The organism is Bacillus sp. LJBS17 (assembly GCF_019334685.1).
In the GTDB taxonomy this organism is placed as follows: Bacteria; Bacillota; Bacilli; order Bacillales; family Bacillaceae; genus Bacillus; species Bacillus subtilis.
This window is the reverse complement of record NZ_CP079759.1, coordinates 3,705,855-3,731,269: the sequence shown is the minus strand read 5'-3', so window position 1 is coordinate 3,731,269 and position 25,415 is coordinate 3,705,855. Positions and strand designations below refer to the sequence as shown.

General features: G+C 43.4%; 19 protein-coding genes and 1 pseudogene. 14 read left to right on the top strand and 6 right to left on the bottom strand.

Annotation, left to right across the window (positions count from 1 at the left end; translation table 11 throughout):
- Positions 1-7: 7 nt before the first annotated feature.
- Positions 8-1,222, bottom strand: coding sequence for an ammonium transporter AmtB (gene amtB, locus KXZ66_RS19250; RefSeq protein WP_015251031.1), 1,215 nt, complete (start codon positions 1,220-1,222; stop codon positions 8-10).
- A 281-nt stretch (positions 1,223-1,503) separates the two neighbouring features.
- Here amtB and KXZ66_RS19245 point away from each other — a divergent pair, with 281 nt between their 5' ends.
- From KXZ66_RS19245 to KXZ66_RS19225, 5 genes are all read left to right on the top strand, one after another.
- Positions 1,504-1,965 (top strand): hypothetical protein, encoded by a 462-nt coding sequence (locus KXZ66_RS19245; RefSeq protein ID WP_072175615.1) that lies wholly within the window; start codon positions 1,504-1,506, stop codon positions 1,963-1,965.
- A gap of 186 nt (positions 1,966-2,151) precedes the next feature.
- The gene (locus KXZ66_RS19240; protein ID WP_003227761.1) at positions 2,152-2,721 is read left to right on the top strand and encodes a hydrolase; all 570 of its coding nucleotides are present in this window, start codon (positions 2,152-2,154) and stop codon (positions 2,719-2,721) included.
- Positions 2,721-4,079, top strand: a complete 1,359-nt coding sequence (locus KXZ66_RS19235) for an MFS transporter (protein WP_032727108.1) — start codon at positions 2,721-2,723, stop codon at positions 4,077-4,079. The genes KXZ66_RS19240 and KXZ66_RS19235 overlap by 1 nt, the downstream gene beginning before the upstream one ends.
- A gap of 180 nt (positions 4,080-4,259) precedes the next feature.
- On the top strand, positions 4,260-5,732 hold the full coding sequence (gene pucI / locus KXZ66_RS19230) for an allantoin permease (protein WP_014481153.1): 1,473 nt from the start codon (positions 4,260-4,262) through the stop codon (positions 5,730-5,732).
- Between the two features lie 104 nt (positions 5,733-5,836).
- A complete protein-coding gene (locus KXZ66_RS19225) occupies positions 5,837-7,243 on the top strand; it encodes a right-handed parallel beta-helix repeat-containing protein (protein WP_041850431.1) in 1,407 nt (468 codons plus the stop codon).
- A gap of 81 nt (positions 7,244-7,324) precedes the next feature.
- Here the strand turns inward: KXZ66_RS19225 and KXZ66_RS19220 are convergent, their stop codons facing one another.
- Positions 7,325-8,515 (bottom strand): MFS transporter, encoded by a 1,191-nt coding sequence (locus KXZ66_RS19220; RefSeq protein ID WP_032722676.1) that lies wholly within the window; start codon positions 8,513-8,515, stop codon positions 7,325-7,327.
- 21 nt (positions 8,516-8,536) lie between these two features.
- Positions 8,537-8,950 carry a MarR family winged helix-turn-helix transcriptional regulator gene (locus KXZ66_RS19215; protein WP_032722675.1) on the bottom strand — a complete coding sequence of 138 codons (414 nt, stop codon included), beginning with the start codon at positions 8,948-8,950 and terminating at the stop codon, positions 8,537-8,539.
- Between the two features lie 224 nt (positions 8,951-9,174).
- On the opposite strand from KXZ66_RS19215, the gene KXZ66_RS19210 reads away from it, so the two are divergent.
- From KXZ66_RS19210 to flhP, 5 genes are all read left to right on the top strand, one after another.
- Positions 9,175-9,285 (top strand): protein usd, encoded by a 111-nt coding sequence (locus KXZ66_RS19210; RefSeq protein WP_010886628.1) that lies wholly within the window; start codon positions 9,175-9,177, stop codon positions 9,283-9,285.
- Between the two features lie 14 nt (positions 9,286-9,299).
- Complete coding sequence (gene spoIIID / locus KXZ66_RS19205; RefSeq protein ID WP_003221804.1) at positions 9,300-9,581, top strand: sporulation transcriptional regulator SpoIIID; 282 nt, start codon at positions 9,300-9,302, stop codon at positions 9,579-9,581.
- Positions 9,582-9,746: 165 nt separating this feature from the next.
- Positions 9,747-10,748 (top strand): cell shape-determining protein Mbl, encoded by a 1,002-nt coding sequence (mbl, locus tag KXZ66_RS19200; protein ID WP_003227776.1) that lies wholly within the window; start codon positions 9,747-9,749, stop codon positions 10,746-10,748.
- Between the two features lie 162 nt (positions 10,749-10,910).
- The gene (flhO, locus tag KXZ66_RS19195; RefSeq protein WP_021480788.1) at positions 10,911-11,723 is read left to right on the top strand and encodes a flagellar hook-basal body complex protein FlhO; all 813 of its coding nucleotides are present in this window, start codon (positions 10,911-10,913) and stop codon (positions 11,721-11,723) included.
- A gap of 32 nt (positions 11,724-11,755) precedes the next feature.
- A complete protein-coding gene (gene flhP / locus KXZ66_RS19190; protein ID WP_014478212.1) occupies positions 11,756-12,565 on the top strand; it encodes a flagellar hook-basal body complex protein FlhP in 810 nt (269 codons plus the stop codon).
- A 22-nt stretch (positions 12,566-12,587) separates the two neighbouring features.
- Here the strand turns inward: flhP and rapD are convergent, their stop codons facing one another.
- Positions 12,588-13,652, bottom strand: coding sequence for an aspartate phosphatase RapD (rapD, locus tag KXZ66_RS19185; protein ID WP_153255433.1), 1,065 nt, complete (start codon positions 13,650-13,652; stop codon positions 12,588-12,590).
- Positions 13,653-13,843: 191 nt separating this feature from the next.
- On the opposite strand from rapD, the gene fabZ reads away from it, so the two are divergent.
- Positions 13,844-14,269, top strand: coding sequence for a 3-hydroxyacyl-ACP dehydratase FabZ (gene fabZ, locus KXZ66_RS19180; RefSeq protein ID WP_003221796.1), 426 nt, complete (start codon positions 13,844-13,846; stop codon positions 14,267-14,269).
- A gap of 72 nt (positions 14,270-14,341) precedes the next feature.
- The gene (gene mscL, locus KXZ66_RS19175) at positions 14,342-14,737 is read left to right on the top strand and encodes a large conductance mechanosensitive channel protein MscL (protein ID WP_021445844.1); all 396 of its coding nucleotides are present in this window, start codon (positions 14,342-14,344) and stop codon (positions 14,735-14,737) included.
- A 46-nt stretch (positions 14,738-14,783) separates the two neighbouring features.
- Here the strand turns inward: mscL and KXZ66_RS22685 are convergent, their stop codons facing one another.
- The gene (locus tag KXZ66_RS22685) at positions 14,784-15,755 is read right to left on the bottom strand and encodes a histidine kinase (protein ID WP_257475338.1); all 972 of its coding nucleotides are present in this window, start codon (positions 15,753-15,755) and stop codon (positions 14,784-14,786) included.
- A gap of 177 nt (positions 15,756-15,932) precedes the next feature.
- Positions 15,933-17,246 (bottom strand): annotated as a pseudogene (locus KXZ66_RS22680) (ATP-binding protein); the annotation flags it as partial.
- An 806-nt stretch (positions 17,247-18,052) separates the two neighbouring features.
- Between KXZ66_RS22680 and KXZ66_RS19165 the strand changes: the two are divergent.
- Positions 18,053-19,129, top strand: coding sequence for a response regulator (locus KXZ66_RS19165; protein WP_032727028.1), 1,077 nt, complete (start codon positions 18,053-18,055; stop codon positions 19,127-19,129).
- 317 nt (positions 19,130-19,446) lie between these two features.
- On the top strand, positions 19,447-25,410 hold the full coding sequence (locus KXZ66_RS19160) for a SpaA isopeptide-forming pilin-related protein (protein WP_219144698.1): 5,964 nt from the start codon (positions 19,447-19,449) through the stop codon (positions 25,408-25,410).
- The last annotated feature ends 5 nt before the right edge of the window (positions 25,411-25,415 follow it).

Genomic DNA, 25,415 nt, shown 5'->3' with positions numbered 1-25,415 from the left:
TCACTCCTCACATAGAATCTTGATATGCTTTTTCCCCGTGCATCGTTAAGTCAAGCCCAAGTGACTCTTCTTCTTCAGTTGCGCGAAGGGGAAGGAAGAGGCTTACAAATTTAATAATAACGAAAGTGACAATAAATACAAAAACATAAGTGGCGGCGATGGCGACGATTTGTTTCCAGATTAAGCTTGCATCACCGTAAAATAACCCATCTGCGCCCGCTGAGTTAACAGAGGTTGTTGCGAATAATCCTGTTGCGATTCCGCCCCATGTGCCGCCGATCCCGTGCAGGCCAAAGGCGTCAAGCGCGTCGTCGTATCCGAATTTCTTTTTAAGCGAGAATACTCCCCAGAAACAAACAGCTCCGCCGATGATGCCGATAATAATGGAAGCGAACGGTGTGACAAATCCGGCAGCCGGCGTAATGGCGACAAGCCCGGCGATTGCCCCAGATACCGCTCCGAGCATTGTCGGTTTTTTGTTAATGATCCATTCTACTAAGATCCAGCCGGCGATCCCGGCTGCAGCCGCGGTGTTTGTGTTGATGAACGCGTACATGGCTACACCATCTAAAGTCAAAGCGCTGCCGACGTTAAAGCCGAACCAGCCGAACCAAATCAAAGCTCCTCCTAAGAAGGTGTAAATGAGGTTATGCGGAGAAGACGCTGTACCGTCTTTCCGTTTGCCGAGCACAATGGCAAGAACAAGTCCTGCCACACCGGAGGAAATATGAACAACATTGCCGCCAGCAAAATCGAGCGCTCCAAGCTGGCCGATCCAGCCGCCGCCCCATACCCAGTGCGCTACGGGTGTGTAAACCAAAGAGGCCCATAAAACCGAGAATAAAAGAAAAGCGCCGAATCGCATCCGCTCTGCGAAGGCCCCGGAAATAATCGCTGTAGTCAGAACGGCAAACGTCATTTGGAACATCATAAATAACGAGTGGGGGATGGTATCGCTGTAATCTCCCGGATCAAATCCGACCCCTTTGAGGCCGGCCCACTCCAGCCCGCCGATGATTGAATTGCCTGGTGCGAAGGCAAGTGTATATCCGAACAGCACCCAAACGATGGAAACGATGGCAATGGAAGAGAAACTGTGCATGGCAGTGCTCAGCACATTTTTGCTCTTTACCATTCCTCCATAAAATAACGCTAATCCCGGGGTCATCAGCCACACGAGTAAAGCGCAAAAGAACATAAAAACTGTATCGCCCATTTGCATGTCTCATTCCTCCGTATCTTTCAGAATAAAAAGCAATTATTATATTTCTTCATTATAGAGAAAAAAGAATGATAAAACATTTTCATGTAAGATTTCCTGACATGGTTTTTAAGGAATGTTATCGAGGGACGGAAAGAAAGGAGAATGGCATTTTTTACGATATAAGACTTTGTATCTATAAAAGAAGCTATTCATATGAGCTGAAAAGGGAATTGACATTAATTAGAATACTATATACTGTATTAAGTGTACTATATCAAATAATACACTGAGGGGGATGTATGATGAAGAAAGGCGGCAGGCTGAGGAAAGCGGTACGCAAGTCGATTCCCGCGACGTTCCGATTGTTTTTAGCCTTTAATTTTTTCGTGTACGGTCTGGCGAAAGTGGTAATTGGCCAGTTTGGCGAGGTGACGCCTGAAATCGAGGCGGCTGCCGGGAAGGGGTTTACGATCGCGTGGACATTTTTCGGTTATTCTCATGTCTATGAACTGTTTATAGGTTTTGGTGAAATCCTGGCAGCTGTTTTATTACTGATTCCGCGAACGGCTGCATTAGGGGCGGTTATTTTTATGCCCATTATTGTGAACATCGTCTTGATTAACTATTGTTTTGACATTGGCGTGCAGGATCTTAGCACGATATTAATGGTTATGTGTCTTATCCTGCTTTGGATGGACCGCCGCAAATTCATGGGCATTTTCAGGCAGGAACCGATAGACAGCAGGCAGGTGATGAAGTGATGACGCCCCTTATGATTACTGTGCTTGCCGGTTTGTTCGTATGCACAACCTGTTACTACTACATAAAAGAAAAATCATGAGAAAACGCTCCTTCTGAGAATTTCACAAGCATCATAAAAGAACTTAGGCAGTGTGAAGAGTAAAATATGCAATGTGAGAAACACTAACAGTATCAGGAGGAGACGTATGATGAATACACTCAACATTGATTTTCAAAAAACAGCATTGGTTATCATTGATTTACAAAAGGGGATTGTGCCGATTGATCAAAGCGGCCAGGTTGTCCCGAACGCGAAAAAGCTCGTAGATGAATTTCGGAAACATAACGGGTTCATCAGCTTTGTAAATGTAGCCTTTCATGATGGAGCGGACGCCCTGAAGCCGCAAACGGATGAGCCTGCGCAGGGAGGTTCAGGGGAAATGCCGGCGGACTGGGCCGAATTTGTTCCGGAAATCGGTGTGCAGGATGGCGATTATACTGTGACAAAACGGCAATGGGGTGCTTTTTTTGGCACAGATTTAGACTTGCAGCTGAGACGTCGCGGCATTGATACGATTGTATTGTGCGGCATCGCAACGAATATCGGGGTGGAAAGCACAGCACGGGAGGCATTTCAGCTTGGCTATCAGCAGATTTTTATTACAGATGCCATGTCCACATTTAGCGATGAAGAGCATGAAGCCACACTGCGCTTTATTTTCCCGAGAATCGGTAAATCGCGGACAACGGAAGAGTTTCTGGAACAAGTGAAATGATGTTATCGAAAAAAAGCCGAGCTGTTTTTTTAACAGCTGTGGCTTCGGGAACAATGCTGAATCCGCTGAACTCGTCTATGATCTCTCTTGCGCTCCATAGCATCCAGCATGAGTTTCACCTCTCGTTTACAACGGTTTCCTGGCTGATTTCCTCGTTTTACTTGGCGAGTGCCGTAGCGCAGCCCGTAACGGGAAAGCTCGGTGATTTGATTGGGCGGAAACGCTTGTTTTTATTCGGGCTTATTCTTGTTGCGGTTTCTGCCATCGGAGCGCCGTTTGCGCCGACGTTTATGACATTATTGGTCATGCGGCTGTTTCAATCGGTGGGGAGCAGTGCGATTTATCCGTCAGGTGTCGGCTTGATTCGGAATCATATTCATGAGCGCCAAGCTTCAGCCTTGGCTGTACTCTCTATTTTTGCGTCCGCCATGACGGCGCTGGGGCCGACAGTCGGCGGGTTTTTGATTGTATGGGGAGGCTGGCCGGCGATCTTTATCGTTAATTTGCCGTTTATTATCCTCAGCTTCTTATTGGGCCTGTATATGTTCCCGAAAGATCAGAAAAAAGGGGCAGGAATCAAAACCATTATTCGGCAGCTCGACATTCTTGGAATTGTTTTATTTGCCGGGGGAATCATTTTCCTTCTATCCTTTTTGCTGTCGTTCAGCACGTCGCCGCATGCGGTTGAAGGTGTGCTTGGCTTACTTCTGCTCTGTGCGTTTGTCTGGCGCGAGCTGAAAACGGATAAGCCGTTTATTGATGTCCGTCTGTTTAAAACACAGCGAAACCTGTCAGCCGTGTATGTTCAGTTTATATTATTGAATGTTTTCTTCTATTGTTTATTTTTTGGTTTGCCAAGTTACTTTCAGGATGAAATGCATCTTTCTGTTCAAACGAGCGGCCTGTTTATGCTGTTTATGTCTGGAATGAGCATCGTTGTGTCACCTCTAACCGGCAAATGGATCGACCGATCTGGTGTCGTCAAGCCGATCTTTGCGGGAGCACTTTTGATGACGGCTGGAGCCGTGCTCTTAACCATCTTTTTTATCAATGTCCAGACCATCGGTAAAGGGCTCATTCTGTCGCTCCTGGGTATAGGCTACGGACTGGGCAATGTCGCGCTTCAGGCAGCGATGCTGGAAACGAGTCCTTCCAACATGGTAGGAACGACTTCAGGCCTGTTTCAAACCTGCCGTTACCTAGGATCGATTTTGTCTTCGGTGATCCTTGGCATTCTTTTTGGTAAAGAAATCACGGCAGCCCATTTTGATATGATGGGAATCATTATGATTATAGCGGGCGGAGCAAGCCTGTTAATGGCTGTGAGATTTGCTGCATTAATGAAAACTGCATCTTAAGAAAGAGACGGGCTCTGAGGTCTGTCTCTTTTTCTTGTTTAAGCTGTTCAAATACAAACGGGAAAATTGTATATCATAGCCAGTGTTATTGTCTGACTCTTCAGTTATATTAAGTGACATCTAATGTCAAAAAACATAACGTGTGACGACATATAGACAATATGGAAAGGGGAGCCGGCTATGAAATTAAAAGAGAGTCAGCAGCAATCCAACAGGCTGAGCAATGAAGATCTGGTGCCTTTGGGACAGGAAAAACGGACGTGGAAAGCAATGAACTTTGCCTCCATTTGGATGGGATGTATACATAACATACCGACCTACGCGACCGTGGGAGGATTAATTGCGATCGGCCTTTCGCCTTGGCAGGTGCTGGCGATCATTATTACGGCATCACTTATCCTATTTGGCGCTCTTGCCTTAAACGGCCATGCGGGGACAAAATACGGGCTGCCGTTTCCCGTGATCATTCGGGCTTCTTACGGGATATACGGCGCGAATATCCCCGCGCTTCTAAGGGCGTTTACAGCTATCATGTGGCTTGGCATCCAAACCTTTGCGGGTAGCACGGCACTGAACATTTTGCTTTTGAATATGTGGCCAGGCTGGGGAGAAATTGGCGGCGAGTGGAACATTCTCGGCATTCACTTGTCCGGTTTGCTTTCCTTTGTATTCTTTTGGGCCATTCATTTACTCGTATTGCATCACGGCATGGAGTCGATTAAACGTTTTGAGGTGTGGGCAGGGCCTTTAGTATATCTGGTATTTGGCGGCATGGTATGGTGGGCCGTTGATATTGCCGGAGGATTGGGCCCGATATACTCTCAACCAGGAAAGTTTCATACGTTTTCAGAAACATTCTGGCCGTTTGCTGCCGGAGTTACTGGCATCATCGGCATCTGGGCGACGTTGATCTTAAATATACCTGATTTTACACGCTTTGCTGAAACACAAAAAGAGCAAATCAAAGGACAATTTTACGGTTTACCGGGAACGTTTGCGCTGTTCGCATTCGCAAGTATTACGGTGACCTCCGGCTCGCAGGTCGCGTTCGGAGAGCCGATTTGGGATGTTGTCGATATTTTGGCGCGATTTGATAACCCTTATGTCATCGTTTTGTCCGTGATCACGCTCTGCATCGCCACGATCTCTGTAAATGTCGCGGCGAACATCGTATCGCCCGCTTATGATATAGCGAATGCCCTGCCGAAATATATCAATTTCAAACGTGGCAGCTTTATCACAGCGTTGCTCGCTTTATTTACGGTTCCATGGAAGCTGATGGAGAGCGCGACAAGCGTGTATGCGTTTCTTGGCTTAATAGGCGGCATGCTTGGACCGGTGGCAGGCGTGATGATGGCCGACTATTTTATCATTCGCAAACGTGAGCTCTCGGTAGATGACCTGTATTCCGAAACAGGACGGTATGTGTATTGGAAGGGCTACAATTACCGTGCGTTTGCAGCCACAATGTTAGGGGCGCTGATTTCGCTGATTGGCATGTATGTTCCTGCATTGAAGAGCTTATACGATATATCTTGGTTTGTAGGTGTGCTAATCTCCTTTCTTTTCTACATTGTTCTGATGCGTGTTCACCCGCCTGCATCATTGGCAATTGAAACGGTTGAACATGCGCAGGTCAGCCAGGCTGAATAAGATCTATTTAGACGGTATATTTTCATATTTTTGAATGGTTTTCCATAAATAGAACATTTATAATGGTTTTAGAAATCTATTCTAAAACGAAATGGGAATCGAAAATGAGAAAATGGTATTTTATTCTTTTGGCGGGTGTTTTAACGTCTGTCATCCTCGCTTTCGTTTATGATAAGACAAAAGCGAATGAGGAAGGATCTGGGGATTATCTGTATGTTTCGCCAAATGGCAGTGATCAAAATGAAGGAACAAAAGAAAAGCCGTTTCGTACATTGGCACACGCATCTGAGAAGGCTGCTGCCGGCACAACTGTCATGATTCGGGAGGGCACGTATCATGAGACCCTTGAAGTAAAGCACAGCGGTACGGACGGAAAGCCTATCACATTCCGAAACTATGAAAATGAAAACGTCGTGATTAGCGGTGAATCCGTTGCGGACGCTGAATATGAAACACCGCTTATTCGTATTCACGATAAACATGACATTGCCATCAGCGGTTTAACAATTCAAGATCTTTCTGTTTCATCTGAGGAAGCAACTGCTATAGGGATTTATGTATCAGGGTCCAGCAGTCATATCGCCATTAAGGATAATCACATCCGGGGGATTAAGACAACAGCGGATGAAGGAAATGCTCACGGAATCGCAGTTTATGGGACTGGCAGCATGAAAGACATCCGAATCGAGGACAATACAGTTGAGAAACTGACGCTTGGAGCGAGTGAAGCAGTTGTGCTGAACGGTAATATCGACGGCTTCACAGTTGCAGGCAATGTGGTCCGCAACAATAATAACATCGGGATTGATCTAATTGGTTATGAGGGAACCGCGGATAAAAACGATTACGTGCGAAACGGAGTCGTAGAAAACAATACAGTTTATCAAAACTCGACTTACGGCAATCCTGCTTATGGAGATGAATACTCAGCGGGCGGGATTTATGTCGATGGAGGACACGATATCGAAATTAAGAACAACACAGTTTACGATAACGATATTGGGATTGAAGCAACGTCTGAACACAAAGGAAAGTATGCAAATGCCATTCAGATCACAGACAACAAAGTGTACAACAATGCGTACACCGGTATTTCAATCGGAGGATATGACAAAAAGCGGGGCGGCACCAGCAATTCTCTGATTGCCCGCAATATTATGTACCGGAATGACACAAAGGGACTGTACGGCGGACAGCTGCTGCTGCAGTACGATACGAAAAACAACACAATTGAAAAGAATATATTGACGGCTGGTGATTCCAGATTATTTATCGGAAACGATTTTACAGAAAATGAAGGAAATACGGTCAATCATAACGTGTACCACAAGGAAGCGGATCAAGACGGCATATGGATGTGGAAAAAGAAAGAATATGATTCATTTTCGTCGTATCGAAAAGCAACAAAAAACGATCAGCAATCCATATATGCCGATCCGATGTTTCGTGATGAAGCGTCCTATGATTTTTCGTTAGATCCTGATTCACCTGCGCGGCCTGTCATTGAATAATTGCTATAAGCGGCGTTCTCTTAGAGAGCGCCGTTTTTTATATGTAAAAAAGACTGCCGGGATTTCCCGGCAGCCTGAAATTTATTCTGCAATAGACACTTTTCCTTCAGTCTCAGCAGGTTTTTTCTGGCTCCACGTGTAGAGAAGCAGGGCAATTAAAACGAACAGCCCCGCTGTTAAATAAATGGCAGAGAAGCCGGCAGATGCTACAAACAATCCGAATACATAAGATCCTACAGCAATTCCGCTGTCAAAGAAGGTAAAGAACGTTGCCGTTGCAAAACCGGAGCGGTGAGCCGGAGATTTCTGAATCGCCAATGTTTGCATGCAAGGAACGATTGATCCGTAGCCAAGACCGATAACCGCCCCTGAAAGCAGAAGCATTAAGCCGCTATGTGTGAAGGACAGCATGCAGAGTCCAACAGAGAAAATCAGGATTGATGGATAAATGACAATGCCCGGTCCGACTTTGTCGAACAATTTCCCTGTGAACGGGCGTGCAATCATCATTGTCACCGCAAAACAAACAAAGAAATATCCGCTGATATCCGAAAGGTCAACTGATTTGGCGAATACAGACAGATATGATGTGACTGTTGAATAACAGAAAGAAATAAACAAACCGACCGTCGCAATTTTGAGTGCGCCCTTTTCAAACATATCCGAGAACGCAAAACGGAATACAGTCGTACCGCTGTCCTTACTTTGCGGCACTTTTATCAAGAACGAAACAAGTAAGCCCGCAACCATAAACAGCGCAAAGGCTGTAAAGAATACAGGAAAGCTTACCACTCTCATCAAATTCAGACCAAGGAAAGGCCCGATCGCCATAGCGAGGTTCATAGACATGGCAAAGTATCCAAGCCCTTCACCGCGCCGTTTGGCTGGAATAATATCAGCGGCAATTGCACCTGTAACAGTCGTTAAAATGCTGAACCAAATTCCTTGGAAGAACCGCAATCCGAGCAGCAGGGAAAAGTTATGAATCGGCATATACAGAAAAGATGATAGGGCGAAGAGCGCCATTGATACAATCGCCATTCTTTTCTTCCCGAAACGCTCAACGATGGCTCCGGAGAAAGGCCGTGTAATGATCGCAGACAGAAGGAACAGGCTGATTAAAAGCCCGCCTTGTGATTCTGTGCCGCCAAGCTCTTGCAGCGTATAGATCGGCAATACAGTTAAAAATGTATAAAAGAACACAAACACAAATAAATTGACAAGCAGGACCATAATAAAATCCTTGGTCCATATCGCATCCGCTTTTTTCAAATGTATGTCACTTCCTTATTTTCATTGTTGTAAAAACATGCGGAAAAAATGAGAAAAAGCTTCTTTATCTTCATCCCGGAAATCTGCAAGCAGCTCTTCCTCGAATTTCAGCATTTTCACATTGATTTCTTCGTATTTTTTCTCGGCTTCTTTTGTGAGGACAACAAGTTTTTCCCGTTTGTCTTCACCTTGCCGTCTCTGAACCCAGCCGTTCTCCTCCAGGCGTTTGATCGTCCGAGTCACAGTCGGCGCTTCCACATTTAAATAGGACCAAATCTCTTTTTGAGTCATTGGTCCGATCGTACGCAAACAATATAAAACTGACCATTGAGATGAATAAAGGCCGAATGGCTCTAGCTGTTCATTGGCTTTCTTGGCAATCAGGCGGGCGCTTTGGTTGATTTGATGAATGAGGTGTCTGTTGACGTAGGACATGTCGGTCTCCTTCTAAAAAACTTACCTAAGTAACTAATTGCTTATTTCATTTTACAGGAGCGATCAATAGTTGTAAAGATGAAAATTTAGTGACGCGAAATAGTTTGCTGAATCTGAAAAAGTTTGTTTCACCCCTTGTCCTTATTGAGTTTTTAGCATATTCCCAAAAGAATGCTAATACACTGTTACAAACCTAACAAAGAGAGTGTTTGAGGTGAGGGATCGTGGGCATATTTCACAAACTTACTTTTAAAACCATACAACGAAGAAGCGGCATAATGAACGACTCTTTACAGAATACGGATCTCATTTCACACTTCTCACATCCATTTTAGGGAGGTCGAGTGGTGTGCACGATTACATCAAAGAGCGAACAATCAAGATAGGGAAGTACATCGTGGAGACAAAGAAAACCGTTCGTGTCATTGCGAAGGAATTTGGTGTTTCCAAAAGTACAGTACACAAGGATTTAACAGAGCGTCTGCCTGAAATTAACCCCGACTTGGCAAACGAAGTGAAAGAAATACTCGATTATCATAAATCCATCAGGCATTTAAGAGGAGGAGAAGCGACAAAGCTCAAATATAAAAAAGATGAAATTCTCGAAGGAGAGCCTGTTCAGCAATCGTAATCACCTGGCATTGCCTTCTTGAAATCGTTCATAAAACATCCGCAAAAATTTGTAAAGAACTTATTGTGCTTCCAACTTTTTTTCTATATTTTATGATAATATATATAATTAGGGCACAATGTGGATATTTACTGTGAAACAGATTTTCAAGGAGGATATAAATAGATGTTTGCAAGGGATATTGGTATTGACCTCGGTACTGCAAATGTACTGATCCATGTTAAAGGTAAAGGAATTGTTCTGAATGAACCTTCCGTTGTTGCACTTGATAAAAACAGCGGCAAAGTGCTGGCGGTTGGAGAAGAGGCAAGACGAATGGTTGGACGTACACCTGGGAATATTGTTGCGATTCGCCCGCTGAAAGACGGAGTTATTGCTGACTTTGAAGTAACAGAAGCAATGCTGAAACATTTTATTAACAAGCTGAATGTAAAAGGCCTGTTCTCAAAGCCGCGCATGCTCATTTGCTGCCCGACGAATATTACATCCGTTGAGCAAAAAGCAATTAAAGAAGCTGCAGAAAAAAGCGGCGGGAAACATGTGTACCTTGAAGAAGAACCTAAAGTTGCCGCTATCGGCGCGGGTATGGAAATATTCCAGCCAAGCGGTAACATGGTTGTAGACATCGGAGGCGGGACGACGGATATCGCGGTTATTTCAATGGGCGATATTGTCACCTCCTCTTCTATTAAAATGGCTGGGGACAAGTTTGACATGGAAATCTTAAATTATATCAAACGCGAGTACAAGCTGCTGATCGGCGAACGTACTGCGGAGGATATTAAGATTAAAGTCGCAACTGTTTTCCCAGACGCACGTCACGAGGAAATTTCCATTCGCGGACGGGACATGGTTTCCGGTCTTCCAAGAACAATTACAGTAAACAGTAAAGAAGTTGAAGAAGCCCTTCGTGAATCTGTCGCTGTTATTGTTCAGGCTGCGAAACAAGTGCTCGAAAGAACACCGCCTGAACTTTCTGCTGATATTATTGACCGCGGCGTTATTATTACCGGCGGAGGCGCGCTCTTAAATGGCCTTGACCAGCTGCTTGCTGAAGAGCTGAAGGTACCGGTCCTCGTTGCTGAAAATCCTATGGATTGCGTAGCCATCGGCACAGGTGTCATGCTTGATAATATGGACAAGCTTCCTAAACGCAAACTAAGCTGATTTCACAAACCTCATTCTGAAAAAGAATGAGGTTTTTTTATGAAAAAGCCTTCACGAAAAGATGTTAAATGACGATAATAGGATAAAATACTGAGTTTTTATTATAGAACGAACGTTCCTATATGACAACTGGAAAAAATGCCATTTTTAGAGGTGGGAAATTTGTTAAAAGGATTATATACAGCAACATCCGCAATGATTGCCCAGCAGCGAAGAACGGAAATGCTTTCAAATAATATTGCTAACGCAAATACATCAGGATATAAAGCTGATCAAGGCTCTATGCGCGCGTTCCCTGAGATGCTGCTCAGCAGAATAGAATCAAAATCTCCGGCCGGGACATCAAGGACGGAAATCGGTTCCGTGAATACCGGAGTATATATGCAGGAGCTCAAGCCTCTCTTTACACAGGGAAGCCTGAAGTCCACAGACCAGCCTACAGACATTGCATTGATCGAAAATCAAGTTCCGATGAATGCGGAAACCAATGAAAAAGCTGCTCTTTTTTATCCGGTTCAAACAGCGGATGGAATCCGTTATTCAAAAAGCAGCACATTTTCACTAAATGAAAACAATCAGCTGACGATCAACGGACGCCCTATTTTATCGACGGATCGCCAGCCAATCACTGTTGATAATGAGAATTTCACTGTGTCTGAAAACGGTACTGTGACAACGAACGGACGCACAGCCGGCCAGATTGATGTCAGAATGGCGGAAGATGTCCGCAATCTCAAACGGGACGGAAATGATTTGTACAGCACGGCGGGCGGTAATGATCTGCCAAGCGCAGCCGGAAATAATCAGGTAGCCTATTCATTAAAACAAGGCGTCTCAGAGCTTTCAAACGTGGATGTGACAAGCGCCTATACAGAAATGACTGAAGCGTACAGATCGTTTGAGGCGAATCAGAAGGTTATTCAGGCTTACGATAAAAGTATGGATAAAGCAGCAAATGAAATTGGAAAAATTTAAGATAACGGAAGAAAAAACGGGGGACATCAACTATGCTCAGGTCAATGCTAACGGCATCAACAACCTTAAACCAGCTGCAGCAGCAGATTGACACAATCAGCAGCAACCTTTCAAACAGCAACACAACCGGCTATAAGGCAAAAGATACGAATTTTTCTGAGCTTGTCAGACAGCAATTCGATCAGGTTGATGAAAAAAACGAGGAAGTGGCAAAAGCCCGAAAAACGCCGCCCGGCTTGCGCCTTGGCGTCGGAGCGATGATGAATTCACGCCTGGTCTCTGATCAAGGAAGCATTCAGAAGACCGATCGCGATCTGGATATCGCATTTACGTCTCCATACCAGTATCTTCAGGTAAATGTAAATGGAAACCGCCAGTATACGAGGGACGGGGCGCTGTATGTAACGCCGTCCGCTGCGAATGCCAACCAGCTGCAGCTCGTCACTGGAAATGGGTATCCCGTACTTGATGAGAACGGCAATACAGTGAACATCGACAGCTCAATGAAGAATATCACCATCAATAAGAACGGCACCTTAACCGCATCTGACGGAAACGCGGTTCAGCGGTTTAATCTTGGCGTTGTCCAAGTGAATAACCCTCAAGAGCTGAAATCAGAAGGGAATAACCTTTTCTCTATTGATAATGCGGCAGCTTTTGAAGAGCTGAACGGCGCTAATAGACAAAACATCGGCATGCAGCAGGGCTCACTTGAGATGTCCAATGTCGATATTTCAGAACAAATGACAGATTTGATCACGTCCCAGCGTTCATATCAGCTGAACAGCAGAACGATCACAATGGGAGATCAAATGCTCGGTTTAATCAATTCAGTCAGATAATAAGAAAATGGGCGTTTTTCAATCAGCCGCGCATGATAAAAAAAGCGGCTTTTTCGAAATCGTCCTTTTTTTTGTAGTATTCCGTAATATCTTCTAACAGCACTTCTAAATCCACCCACGCCTCGATTTTTTCTAATTCAAGCACATATTCGAGCAGCTGCTCATAGGGATCTTCCACTGAGGTGTAGAGGGCTTCAAGCGTTTTTAATTTTAAATAAATGGTTTGAATGTCTACCTTTTCAGATAATTCTTTTCCTTTATGAAGGACGGCTTTAGCTTCTGTGATGTTCCCTGTTTTAAAAAGCGCTCTGACAGACTCGTACACACAATGAAGATATGAGACTGGTGAATTCATTTCAAATTCTTGATTCTTTAATACTTTTCTAAAGTAAAGAAGCGCTTCCTGGTCTTTTTTCTCGGTCGCTTTTAAAAAGCCAAGGTTATAATAAGCGTGGCATAGCAGGTTTTCGTCATGTAGTTGCTGGGTTTTCTTAATGATTTCTTTGAAAAGCTGTTCAGCTTTTTCATAGCGTTCTTGATCAATATAATTCACGGCGAGCAAAAGTTTACAGGTGATTACCTTTTTGATATAGCCGAATTGGTGCAAATAGATGTGTAATGCTTTTTTGACGTATTGGATGGAAAGCGGCGGTGATTTCATCAAGTAATAGGCGCCGGCGGTTTGATAATATAAATCAGCGGCTTCAAACGTATTTTGAATGGCGGCCAGGTACTGTTCAGCTTTTTTAAAATGATGTACTGCATGTTTCGGAGCTGTTTTTACCATCTCGTATAACCCAGAGAAAAAATACAGATAATATTTCAATTCATCATCCATTTTGTCTTCCAGGCCATATAGGTCATCGAACAATGAATCGAGTCCGTTCTGGTTTTCAAAAAGCAGCTGATGGCGGGCCTGAAACAATTGATAACGCATCCAAAGTTTTGTGTTTTTTTTGATCTTCGGAAGGTGCTGGTCAATTTTCTCTTTCAGTGTGCAAACGTGATTCATTTTGCGTTTGCTCATTGCGGAATACCACTCGTCTAACATGTTTAGCATTCTTTTTTCAATAAACTTCGAAATCATTTTCCTACCTCTTTGCTATTGGTAAAATCTATAATTATCATATCATAACTTTTGACGGCTCTCATTGACAGTTGGTTACATTTTAGCGCGGTTGAAAAAGAGATTAATTCATAATATACTTTTCAAATGTACAGATTGGATCTTTGATGATTGCTATACATACTAATGCAGATGAAGGAGATGTCAAGACAATGCTTGATACTCAGCAAATTAAAGAAATTATTCCTCACCGTTATCCGTTTTTGCTTGTGGATCGGATTACGGAAGTTGAAGAGGGCAAACGGGCAAAAGGCTATAAAAATGTAACCGCTAATGAAGAGTTCTTTAACGGACATTTTCCTCAGTACCCAGTTATGCCCGGCGTATTAATCGTAGAAGCACTCGCTCAAGTCGGAGCTGTTGCGATGTTGATTAAAGAAGAAAACCGCGGCAGACTGGCTTTTTTTGCAGGCATTGATAACTGCCGCTTTAAAAAACAAGTCAAGCCTGGTGACCAGCTTCACCTTGAGGTTGAAATCATTCGTGCCCGCGGCACAATCGGGCGCGGAAAAGGCGTTGCCACAGTTGATGGCGAAGTCGTTTGCGAAGTAGAACTGACTTTTGCCCTCGGAGAATAATTAAAAAAAGGCAGATGGCCAGCGGCACATTTGTCTTTTTTTCTTTACAAATATAGAAAAGCAGGTGATTGTATGTGGAATGAATTTAAAGCCTTTGCCATGCGGGGGAATATCGTAGACCTTGCGATTGGTGTTGTGATAGGCGGCGCTTTCGGAAAGATCGTCACATCTCTAGTAAATGATATCATTATGCCTTTGGTCGGTTTGCTGCTGGGAGGGCTTGACTTTTCAGGCCTGTCGTTTACGTTTGGCGATGCTGTAGTGAAATATGGAAGTTTTATACAGACGATTGTGAACTTCTTAATTATATCGTTCTCCATTTTTATCGTCATTCGGACTTTGAATGGGTTAAGGCGCAAAAAAGAAGCAGCAGAAGAAGAGGCTGCGGAGGAAGCGGTGGATGCGCAGGAGGAGCTGCTGAAAGAAATCAGAGACCTGCTGAAGCAGCAAGCAAAGTCGCCGGAATAAAAAAGATGCCGTTAGAAACGGCGTCTTTTTTTATCTCAATTTTCGTTTAGGTTCGTTCTGTGTCCTTCAGTTCTGCAGGGCTTCCTGTTGTTTCAGCGAGATGAATGAGCATTGAGACAGAGGTGCCTGCATCCGGAGTGCTGCTGATCATCAACTCGCTTCCGCAAAAATGTTTCAGCCGCTGATTGATATTTTTCAATCCGACGCTGCGATCAAAATCCGTTGATAAGAGATCTATTTGTTTTTCCGGAGTTATCCCGGGACCGTTATCCTCTACTTTGATGTGATACTCATTTTTGCTTTGTTTTTTAGCTGTCAGTTTGATCCATCCTCCGCCTCTTTTCTTGCTGACACCATGAAGAACGGCATTTTCCACCAAGGGCTGAATCATTAAAGGCGGAAGGATAAAGTCAATGTCTTCATCTATATCGAAAAGAACCTCAAGCCGATTACCGAATCGCGTTTTTTCTATAGAAAGATAGGAATTGATAATCGAAAGCTCATGTCTGAAGGAACTGATGGCTGATGTATTTTGAAAGTCAAAACTCATTCTTAAATAGTTAGTAAATTCCTCTGTTACCTCTCGGGCCTTTTCAATATCCAAATGAGTGAGAGAAATAATCGTGTTTAATACATTATAAAGAAAATGAGGCTTGATTTGCGATTGGAGAAATGCCATTTCCATTCTAGTGGCTTGATTTGCTGTATGTTTCATCATGATCAGGTTTTGAATACGCGCCATAAATTCAGAGTAATGATAAGGTTTTTGCAAAATGTCATTCGCTCCGGCATGAAAAGCCTTGTATTTGTCATGGCCGATAATGGCAGCTGTAATGATCAGAACCGGAAGATCAACCATGCTGAATCGTTCGCGAATTTTCATACAGACTTCGAAACCAGTCATATCCGGCATCATCAAGTCCAAAATAACCAAATCAAGCTTCGTGCAAGAGATGATTTCTAATGCTTCCTTTCCGTTCTTCACAGCAATCACATTGTAGGGCACACCTTCAAGCATATCGCTCAGTATTTTTAAACTGTCAATGTTATCATCGACAATCAGGATGGTTGGAGCGTCAATATGCTCAGAGTAATAAGGCGTGCTAAATGAGATATCTGATAGATCTCTCTCGGATTGTAATTCAGGAAGGCGTTTTTTTGTTTCAGATACAGGTTCATTTTGGGCGATCGGCAAGGTGAAATGGAATGTCGAACCTTTTCCTTCTTCCGATTCGACCCAAATGTCTCCGTTATGGAGCTGAACCAGCTGTTTGACAATGCTGAGGCCAAGACCGGCACCATCGTCTTTATTCTTTTCGGCTTGCTGAAAAGACTCAAAGATGGTTTGGCGATCGGCTTCTGAAATGCCGCTTCCTGTATCCGCTACTGTCACTTTGATCATGTTGTCGTTCAGTCTTGAAGCAGAAAGTGTGATTTGGCCCTCTTTTGTATATTTGATTGCATTGTCTACTAAATTGGTTAATATTTGGCGGAAGCGGTTTTCATCTGCGAGCACTAAAGGAAGATCGTCAGGGATATGGTTCATCATATTCAAGTTTTTATGTCTCGATAAAAGATTGTAGAAATTCATTTCCGAACAAACTAAAGTATAAATATCAACAGGAACCGGGTGGATTTGAAGCATGCCCTGCTTTATTTTTTCTAAATCTAGAATGTCATTTACCAGATTGGACAGCCTGTAGCCCATGCGGATGACGAGCTGCATATTTTCTTTCTCTTCTTCTATCGTTCTTTTTCCTTTGCCGGCCAGCAGGGTCTGGCATATATTAATGATGCTGTTCAGCGGTGTTTTGAATTCATGTGATGTTTTGGCGATAAATTCATCCTTTAGCCGGTCAATTCTGAGCAATTTCCACGACAGCACTTCATTTTCACGGAATGCTCCGGCAAATTGCTGCGCCATCAGCAGAACGATCGCCAGTAAAGCGATAACTGTTGGCAGTGAATAAATCGAATTAAAGGAAAAAGCCGTTTTGCCGCTATAAGCTGAAATGGTGGTTAAAATGACAAAAGCACTCATTGATATAGATGCAATAGTAAGATACAGACTTCCTTCCATTTTGCGGATCGCAGCAATCGTAAAAATATATGTAATATAAACCAGAGTCGAGACGGCTAGCACAGAATGTAAGATGTACGAGGTATGGCCGATAAAACCCACGGTTAAAAAATCTGTGACTAAGACCAGCCCGGAAGAAACAGTGGCAATGCGAATAAAACGCTTTGAAACAATCTCTCTGTAAGCAAAAAAGAGATAGAGAAAAACCGCAATGCTGACGAGCACTGTAGAGATTGCCCTCAATGAATTTAGCAGTGAAAATGAAATTGACGGAAAGAGGAGAAATATAATCCGCTCTTTTCCGATCATCAGAATAATGAACGAAAACAGAAGACACATAACAGAAAAAAACAACAAATGTTTATCTTTTTTTCTTTGCAGGAAAAAGCCCAGAAAATATAATCCGGTAATGAAAAAAGCTGTAATCATGATTGTATCATTAAGAAAGGAAATTTTATTTTCCCGCACTATTTGCTCCTGGGTGCCAAAAGTAATTGGCTTTGCGATTCCCCATCCCGGCGTTTTTCCGAAGTTCGAAAATTGTACGACAAGTTCATTGTCACCCTTATGAAGCGTAAAAAAGCTCGTATATGGGCGGTTTTGTGCCGCAAAATCAGGTTTATTTGAAGGGTTGCCGCTTTGGCCAATGAATTGTCCATTAAAATAGATGCGATTGGCACTGTAAATAAACGACGTGCTGATCCCAAAAACCTGATTGTCTTGCTTTGATCTGATGGTCAGCTTATACGTTCCGTAATCCACATTGATACCCTGCTTGGCTAGCTTCACATTGCTGGGGACATCAACGAAGAGAGGATCTTTTCCTTTTGCTGAGGCGATCTCTTTTGGTGACAGAATCTGATTTGGATACAATGTCCATTCTCCGTTCAGCTGTACATTCCCATCCTTCTGAAAATCCCACTTCTCCAGGTTCATGACCCCATGCCTTGCCGCAGGAAGCGTTGTTCCGGAAAAATGGTCAATGGCAATGAAAACCATAAAAAATGCAGCGTAACCGAAAATAATTGAAGTAAAGATGAATTTTTCTTTCATATTATAGCTCCTTTATTCAAGCAGGCTCATTCTAAATTCCTACCTTTTTATAAATATTGTAAGTGCAAAATTTCAAAAACTACAATAGAAAGAAAAAGAATCCAGATAAAGGGGTTATTTGTCATGATATAATAGAAGTTATTTACTGATATCTCGATTTTACATATAGGGTGGGATGTTTTGTGAAAGCGTTAATTGTTGATGATGAGCACTTGGCATTGCTTCATTTTAAGAAAATGCTTGAACGAACAAACGCCTTTCAATCTATTATGGCGTATCAAGATCCAGTTGAAGCCTTAGAGCATCCTGAGACTCCTGCTGTAGATGCGGTGTTTCTTGATATTGAAATGCCGGGGGTAAACGGCATTGAGCTTGCTGAGGCGATTCAATCGATGAATGAAAACATCCAAGTCGTTTTCATCACGGCTTATAATGAGTTTGCTATCAAAGCGTTTGAGCTGAATGCCATTGATTATTTGCTGAAGCCTGTCATATACAAGCGGCTTGAGACAACTGTTGAACGAATCAAAACGAATAATAAGCTCAGACAAAATGCAGAAAATACCGAGGCGCATTTTTCCATCCAATGCTTTGGGAGCTTGCAGTTTCATCAAACCTTAAAGGATGTCAAAACAAGCATTCCAGTCAAGTGGAGAACGTCGAAAGCACGTGAAATATACTTATTTTTGCTTCACAATCAAGGCCATGTGGTCAGTAAAGACATGCTAATCGATCTTTTTTGGCCTCATTACGATGTTTCAAAAGCAAGCACCCAACTTTACTCCACCATTTACCAAATACGAAAATTATTCAGCCAGATCCCTTTCAGCCAAACTATCGAGAAGACTGATACTGGGTATATTCTTCGGCTTTCAGGCGCAAAAATCGATGTTGTCGAATGGGAAAAATCACTAAAAGGGGCGCCGCCGCTCAATACGGCTACATTACATCTGCACATGGATATTTTCATGTCCTATCAAAATCATTACCTAATGGAGCACGGTTATCTTTGGGCAGAACCGGAAAAGACGCGTCTTTCCCAGCTTTGGCTCGGAAAGGCCTATGAACTGATCGATTATCATATTCATGAAATGAACGATCATCAAGCGATGGACATTTGCCTGCAAGCCGAGAAAATTGAGCCATGCGATCATAAAATTATGCAATACAAGCTGCAGCTATTCAACAAAAACGGGAAGGTAGAAGAGGCGATAAAAGAATATCAGCGTTACAAACAAATGAAGGATCAAATTAATTAAAGAACTCCAAACCAGTATGTGTCGATTGCCTTTCGATGCACACTGGTTTTTTTGTGCACTTAAAGGGAAGGCCCTCGCCATATGTCTCCTGGGTGAAACTTCAACTCTCTCCAATTCACTTCAATCTTACATGATTTCTGAGTTGTACAGAAATTGTATAGTTCCATTTCATACAATGTAGTTTGGTTCGGATGGCAAATCTTAGTTTTGAAACTCATTCGGCATTAGCAGTTCTTTTTGGGGGATGAGACATGATGTTATGGTCTCGCGGATCAATCGGCAAGTGAAAGATAGATAAGAAAGGGAGGAATGAAAAGTTGAGAACGAGGAGTTTTCCCTTAGGGCTGAAAAAAAGCGGGCGGATCGTTATGATCATAAGCCTTGCCATCTTTTTCTTCTTCAGCCAGATCGCCAGCTATACTCTTACAGCACAGGCTGTGGACGTAACGTCAAGTGACAGCCAATTCTTCGATTCGGTAACAGTTAAGGACGCCAAGGGCCAGATTGTTGACGGATCAAAAGGAAACAAACCGGCACTAACACCGGGGGACGAAGTGAAACTGACATATGAATGGTCATTGAAAAAAGACAAAAAAGCAGATAGCGAACAGGATATCAATGTGGAGATACCTAAAAGCTTTACATTTGATAAAGGTGCAGAAGGTGAGATCAAATCTGCTGATCAGGTCATCGGCAGCTATCAAGTGCCGGCGGGCGGCAGCACCATGACAGTAAAATTAACAACTGCATCCGCGGATTCTCCTGATGCCAAGGGGACCATTACACTACCAGCTAAGTTTACTGCAGATGTAAAAGGCGATGAACATACAGCAGCAGCCCTTTTTCAGCTAGGGGGAGGCAAAACCCAGCAGGTGATCATTCCTGTTAAGAAAGAGGAGACACCAGATGCCGAGGCGGAAGAGCCAAAAAACGACTCTTCTGATACTGCGGGTGATCAGGAAGGGAAAGATGACAAACCTGCACCTTCAGTCAGCAAGGATCAAAAAGAGGAAGAACAGCAGCCGTCAGATGACGATAAGAGCGGCGAAGCCTCTAAGAGTGATGATTCAAAAAAAGTGTCATCCTCAAGTCAATCAGCTTTCAAAAGCTTGCAAACTGAAGAAAAACAAATCACGCAAAATATTTTAACTGGCGTGACGTTGACGGACGAAAACGGAAAGCCATATGACAAGGGCAATCGCGCCAATACGAATTCTCCGGTGAAAATTTCAATTGATTGGGCCATTCCCGACAATTTAGGAAAAACAATCAATTCCGGCGATAAATATGAATTTGATTTGCCTAAAGAATTTATTATGCATAATGACATTGTGAACCTGCCTTTAAGCGCCGGAGACACCACATACGGGACATTTTCTATTGATACGAACGGACATGTGGTAATGACATTTAACGGCGAGGTAAAAGACAGTTCTAATGTCAAAGGCACATTGGTTATCAATACGCAGTTCAACGAGAAAAAAATAACGGGTTCGACAACACAAAAGATTCCATTTCCTGTGAATGCCGATACTCCTGAAACAACAGTTTATTTTAAACCCAATGTGAGTAAAACCATTGATAAATCAGGTGTGCTGGATAAAGGCATCAACCCTGGTAAAGTAACATGGACGGTCGATGTCAATAAAAAGTTGGATCAAGTCAAAAATGCCAAACTCACGGAAAGCCTTCCAGATGGCGTAATCTACCGTTCAGTTAAAGTGTATGAACTCAATGTGAACATTGATGGTTCTGTCAGCAGAGGAAATGAAGTTTCTTCCGGCTACAGTGTTGATTCAAAAGGAAATGTCACATTTGACGGGACAATTGATTCAGCATACCGCCTTGTATACGAAACCGACATTGACAATAGTGCGAAGCCGAGTGAAGGCGGAAATGTAACGCTGACGAACAAGGCGGCATTCAGCGGAGACAACCTGGAACCCATTTCTGCCGAAGCCACTGTTGCAGCCAAATATGGAAAAATGATCGCGAAATCATCGACCGGCTATGATGGAGAATCTCAAACATTCAGCTGGGCTCTTTCATACAATTACGGTGAGAAACAGATCGACCAATCCAAGGCCAGCATTAAAGATGCTTTTGGAACTGGCGATTTGCATCTTGTGAAAGATTCTTTGAAGGTTATTCCTATTACCTTTGGACAGAACGGCAGTGAGCAAGCGGGAACGCCTTTAAAGGAAGGCGAGGACTATACGCTGATCGATAATGGAAGCGGATTTGAAGTCAAATTTAATAAAACCATTACCAGCGCGTACAAAATCACATATCAAACAAAGGTCAACAGCGGAGTGATCATTGATAAATCGACAACATACACCAACAGCGTTGTGACCGGAACAGGGGATTCAAAAGAGGCTTCCGGAATAGCCATTCAGCAAAACCTCATCAAAGGATATTCAAACGTAGATTATGAGAAGAAGACGGCTGATTGGACGATTACAGTTAATAAAAATAAATACTTGATGAACAATTGGACTTTGAATGATCAATTTGAAAGCGGCGGAATGGTTCTGCTTGATGAATCGTTCAAGCTTCAAGACACAACGAACAACAAAACATTGCAGAAAGACAAAGACTACACGTTAATAAAAAAACCGGATCATAAAGGCTTTACTTTGGCATTGATCGGGGATTATGCAAAAACAGACAGTCAATTTAAGATCACTTATACGACAACGTTCAATGCCGATTATTCTAACGAAAGCGTTAAGAATACAGCTCAGTCGACATGGACTGATCAAAACGGCAATGAGCGCACGAATAAGGTATCAAGCGGTTTTACGCCGAATCATCAGACTTCAAATAATGGTTTCAAAAACGGATCATATAACGCGGTTTCAAAGGAAATCACGTGGAAAATCGGCGTCAACTATAACGGCGAGCCGACGAAAAACCCTTATATCAAAGATGCCATAACAGATCCTCAGCAATTTGTGCCGGGTTCCGTTGTCGTTAAGAGTTATACGATCAATAAAAACGGCTCGATCACAGAAGGAGACGCGCTTGATCCTTCCAAGTATGATGTCGAAGAGCCTTCTGCAAAAAATGAACGCACGCTGACGGTACACCTTAAAACAGGCGATTCTGTACCATATCTGATTGAGTTTAAGACATCACTCAAAGGACAGGTCATTGATCAGAATCAGTACACAAACAAGGCAACCTACTATAATGACGGTTATGCAGACCGCACACTGACGGGCTCTGTTTCAGTTACGAACGGAGGAAGTCTGGTTTTCAAAGGCGGTAAACAAAATGGAAGCTATATCGATTGGAACATCAATGTCAACTCCAGCCAATCAACGCTGGATGACGTCAAAGTTACTGATACGCCGGATGAAAATCAAATATTAGATGCGGATTCTTTTAAAGTGTATCAAGCAAAATATGATGAAAACGGAGTGGTCAAAGACAGCAGTGGAAATCTGACTGCGGGAGATGTCGAGCTTCAAAAAGACAAAGACTACACGTTAGACATCAAAACGGACAATACAACAGGTGAACAATCGTTTGTCCTGAAATTCATAGGCAGCTATAAACAAATTGACCGCGCCTATGTGATCAAATACCGGTCACTGATTAACATAGCCGGCACGAACGGCCACGTTAAAAATAAGGTGTCCATTTCAGGAACAAATGTGAAGGAGCAGACTCAAGAAAACAGCAGCTCGATCTTTGTTGCCATTTCAAGCGGCGACGGTTCCGGATCCGGAGAAAAAGGAAGCCTGACGATTTTTAAGACTGGAGAGGACGATAAAGCTCTTGAAGGAGCAGAATTCCAGTTATGGTCTGAGGACTCCAAACAGCTCCTCCGCACTGGTACGACGGATGCCGGCGGGAAGCTTACATTCGGAAATATTCGCTACGGTTCCTATGTATTAAAAGAAGTCAAAGCGCCTGACGGATATACCATCAGTGATGCTTATGCAAAAGGAGTCTCTGTTAAGATAGACAGCAACTCCTCCAAGACAGGAGCGCTGCACAAAGTCATAAATCAACAGAACAAGGTGACGCTTATCAAACAAGACGAACAAAACAATCCTTTGGCGGGTGCTGTTTTCAAGCTGGAGAAAAAATCAAATGACGGCACCTATACTCTCATACGAACAGATATAAAATCTGATAAAAACGGAAAAGTAGAAATGAACGGTTTGCCGGCGGGCTACTATCGCTTGACAGAAACACAAGCTCCTGAAGGCTTTATCGTAAATACAAAAGCGATTCACTTCTCAGTCGCAAAGAATGAAAAGAATCAAGTGTCTGACGTTAATTTAGGGAAAATGACCAACTATCAAGGAAAAGTCTCACTGACGAAGGAGAATGCTGAAGGCCAGAAACTTGAAGGCGCAGTATTCAACATTGTCGATCAAGATGGAAAGGTCGTTCAAGAGAAGCTGACTTCAGATAAAGACGGTAAAATCGAGGCTTCGGGTCTTGCGCCGGGACGCTACGCCTTTGTGGAAATAAAAGCGCCAGCCGGCTATGTGCTGAATACAAAGAAAAAAGAATTTACCATCTCAGAATCTGCAGCAGGAAAGCCTGAAGCCGCAGATGCCGGAATCGCCGTTAACGATAAAGGCTCTGTTGAGCTGACGAAGGAAGATGCCGATGGCCAGAAGCTTGAAGGAGCCGTCTTTAAGATTATCGACAAGGAAGGTAATACGGTTCAAGAAGGACTGACCTCAGATAAAAATGGGAAAGTCGCAGCTTCAGCACTTGCACCGGGACACTACGCTTTTGTTGAAACAAAAGCGCCAGCGGGCTATGTGCTGAATACAGAGAAAATTGAGTTTGAGATCTCTGATTCCTCTGAAGGAAAGCCTGAAGCTACAGATGCCGGGATCGCTACTAACCATAAAGGCTCCGTTGAGTTGACGAAGGAAAATGCTGAAGGCAAGAAGCTTGAAGGTGCAGTTTTCAACATTGTCGACGAGGAAGGAAATACGGTTCAAGAAGAGCTGACTTCCGATAAAGATGGAAAAGTAAAGGCTTCGGGCCTTGCGCCGGGACGTTACGCCTTTGTTGAAACGAAAGCGCCAGCCGGTTATGTGCTGAACACGGAGAAAATAGAGTTTACCATCTCAGAATCTGCAGCAGGAAAGCCTGAAGCCGCAGATGCCGGGATCGCCGTGAACTATCAAGGATCGGTTCAGCTGATGAAGGAAGATCAAGATGGAAATGGCTTGGCAGGCGCGGTATTCAAAATCACGGACAGCAATGGGAAAACAGTGAGAGACGATCTAGTCTCAAAAGAAGGCGGCAAAATTGAAGTTGACGGGTTAGCGCCGGGAAGCTATCAATTTATCGAAAAACAGGCGCCAGATGGATATCTTTTATCCGAAAAGCCAGTGTCATTCACCATTAAAGCAGAATATGGCGGCAAACCTGAGCAAGTGAAAGCAACAGCGGTTAATACGAAGAACCTTGTTGTCCTCACCAAAGTGGATCAGCATGATCAGCATAAAGTTCTGCAAGGTGCGGAGTTCAATTTGACAGATGCCAACGGCAAAGTGCTGAAGTCCGGTTTGGTTACCGATGACAAAGGACAAATCACGGTGCACGGCCTTAAAGCTGGCGAATATCAGTTTGTTGAAACAAAAGCGCCTAAAGATTATGAGTTGGACCAAACTCCTATATCGTTCAAGATCACAAACACAGACACGAAAACAGTCGAAATCACCGCGGAAAACATATTGGCACCAGGTGACGTAAATGTGAAAAAAGTGGATCAAGACGATAAAAATACCGTTTTGGAGGGCGCTGAATTCAAGTTATTGGACGAAAGCGGCAAGCCTGTAAAAACTGACGGGTATGGAAAAGAGCTTTCTGAACTCTGGAAAACAGATCAAAATGGGCAGTTCACTGTAAAAGGCCTTGCGCCGGGAAGCTACCAATTGATTGAAACGAAGGCTCCCGAAGGTTATAAACTTGACGAAACACCGATTGAATTCACAATTGAAAAAGGACAGTCAAAAGCTGTTGAGATCGTAGTTTCTAATCAAAAAGTGAAAACACCAGCGCCTGATAAACATGATCATCCTGATAAACCTGCACCGGGTGGAAATGGAAAAGATGATGGAGATCATCCGAATACCAATGGTACAGATGGCAGCTCGGATGGTCAGTCGAACACAGACAAAACCCTTCCAAAAACCGGAGATACAGACAGCATGCTGACAGCAATGATCGGTATCCTGCTGCTTATGGCAGGCGGAGGCTTAGCTGTTGCCTCAAGAAAGAAACAAAGAAAAGGATAAAGTTG

Excerpts from the sequence above, each read along its gene's own strand:
- amtB (WP_015251031.1), bottom strand. The coding sequence starts at position 1,222 with ATGCAAATGGGCGATACAGTTTTTATGTTCTTTTGCGCTTTACTCGTG.
- KXZ66_RS19240 (WP_003227761.1), top strand. The coding sequence starts at position 2,152 with ATGATGAATACACTCAACATTGATTTTCAAAAAACAGCATTGGTTATC.
- mbl (WP_003227776.1), top strand. The coding sequence starts at position 9,747 with ATGTTTGCAAGGGATATTGGTATTGACCTCGGTACTGCAAATGTACTG.
- KXZ66_RS19225 (WP_041850431.1), top strand. The coding sequence starts at position 5,837 with ATGAGAAAATGGTATTTTATTCTTTTGGCGGGTGTTTTAACGTCTGTC.
- pucI (WP_014481153.1), top strand. The coding sequence starts at position 4,260 with ATGAAATTAAAAGAGAGTCAGCAGCAATCCAACAGGCTGAGCAATGAA.
- KXZ66_RS19235 (WP_032727108.1), top strand. The coding sequence starts at position 2,721 with ATGTTATCGAAAAAAAGCCGAGCTGTTTTTTTAACAGCTGTGGCTTCG.
- KXZ66_RS19245 (WP_072175615.1), top strand. The coding sequence starts at position 1,504 with ATGATGAAGAAAGGCGGCAGGCTGAGGAAAGCGGTACGCAAGTCGATT.
- mscL (WP_021445844.1), top strand. The coding sequence starts at position 14,342 with ATGTGGAATGAATTTAAAGCCTTTGCCATGCGGGGGAATATCGTAGAC.
- KXZ66_RS19215 (WP_032722675.1), bottom strand. The coding sequence starts at position 8,950 with ATGTCCTACGTCAACAGACACCTCATTCATCAAATCAACCAAAGCGCC.
- fabZ (WP_003221796.1), top strand. The coding sequence starts at position 13,844 with ATGCTTGATACTCAGCAAATTAAAGAAATTATTCCTCACCGTTATCCG.
- KXZ66_RS22685 (WP_257475338.1), bottom strand. The coding sequence starts at position 15,755 with ATGCTTGAAGGTGTGCCCTACAATGTGATTGCTGTGAAGAACGGAAAG.
- rapD (WP_153255433.1), bottom strand. The coding sequence starts at position 13,652 with ATGATTTCGAAGTTTATTGAAAAAAGAATGCTAAACATGTTAGACGAG.
- flhP (WP_014478212.1), top strand. The coding sequence starts at position 11,756 with ATGCTCAGGTCAATGCTAACGGCATCAACAACCTTAAACCAGCTGCAG.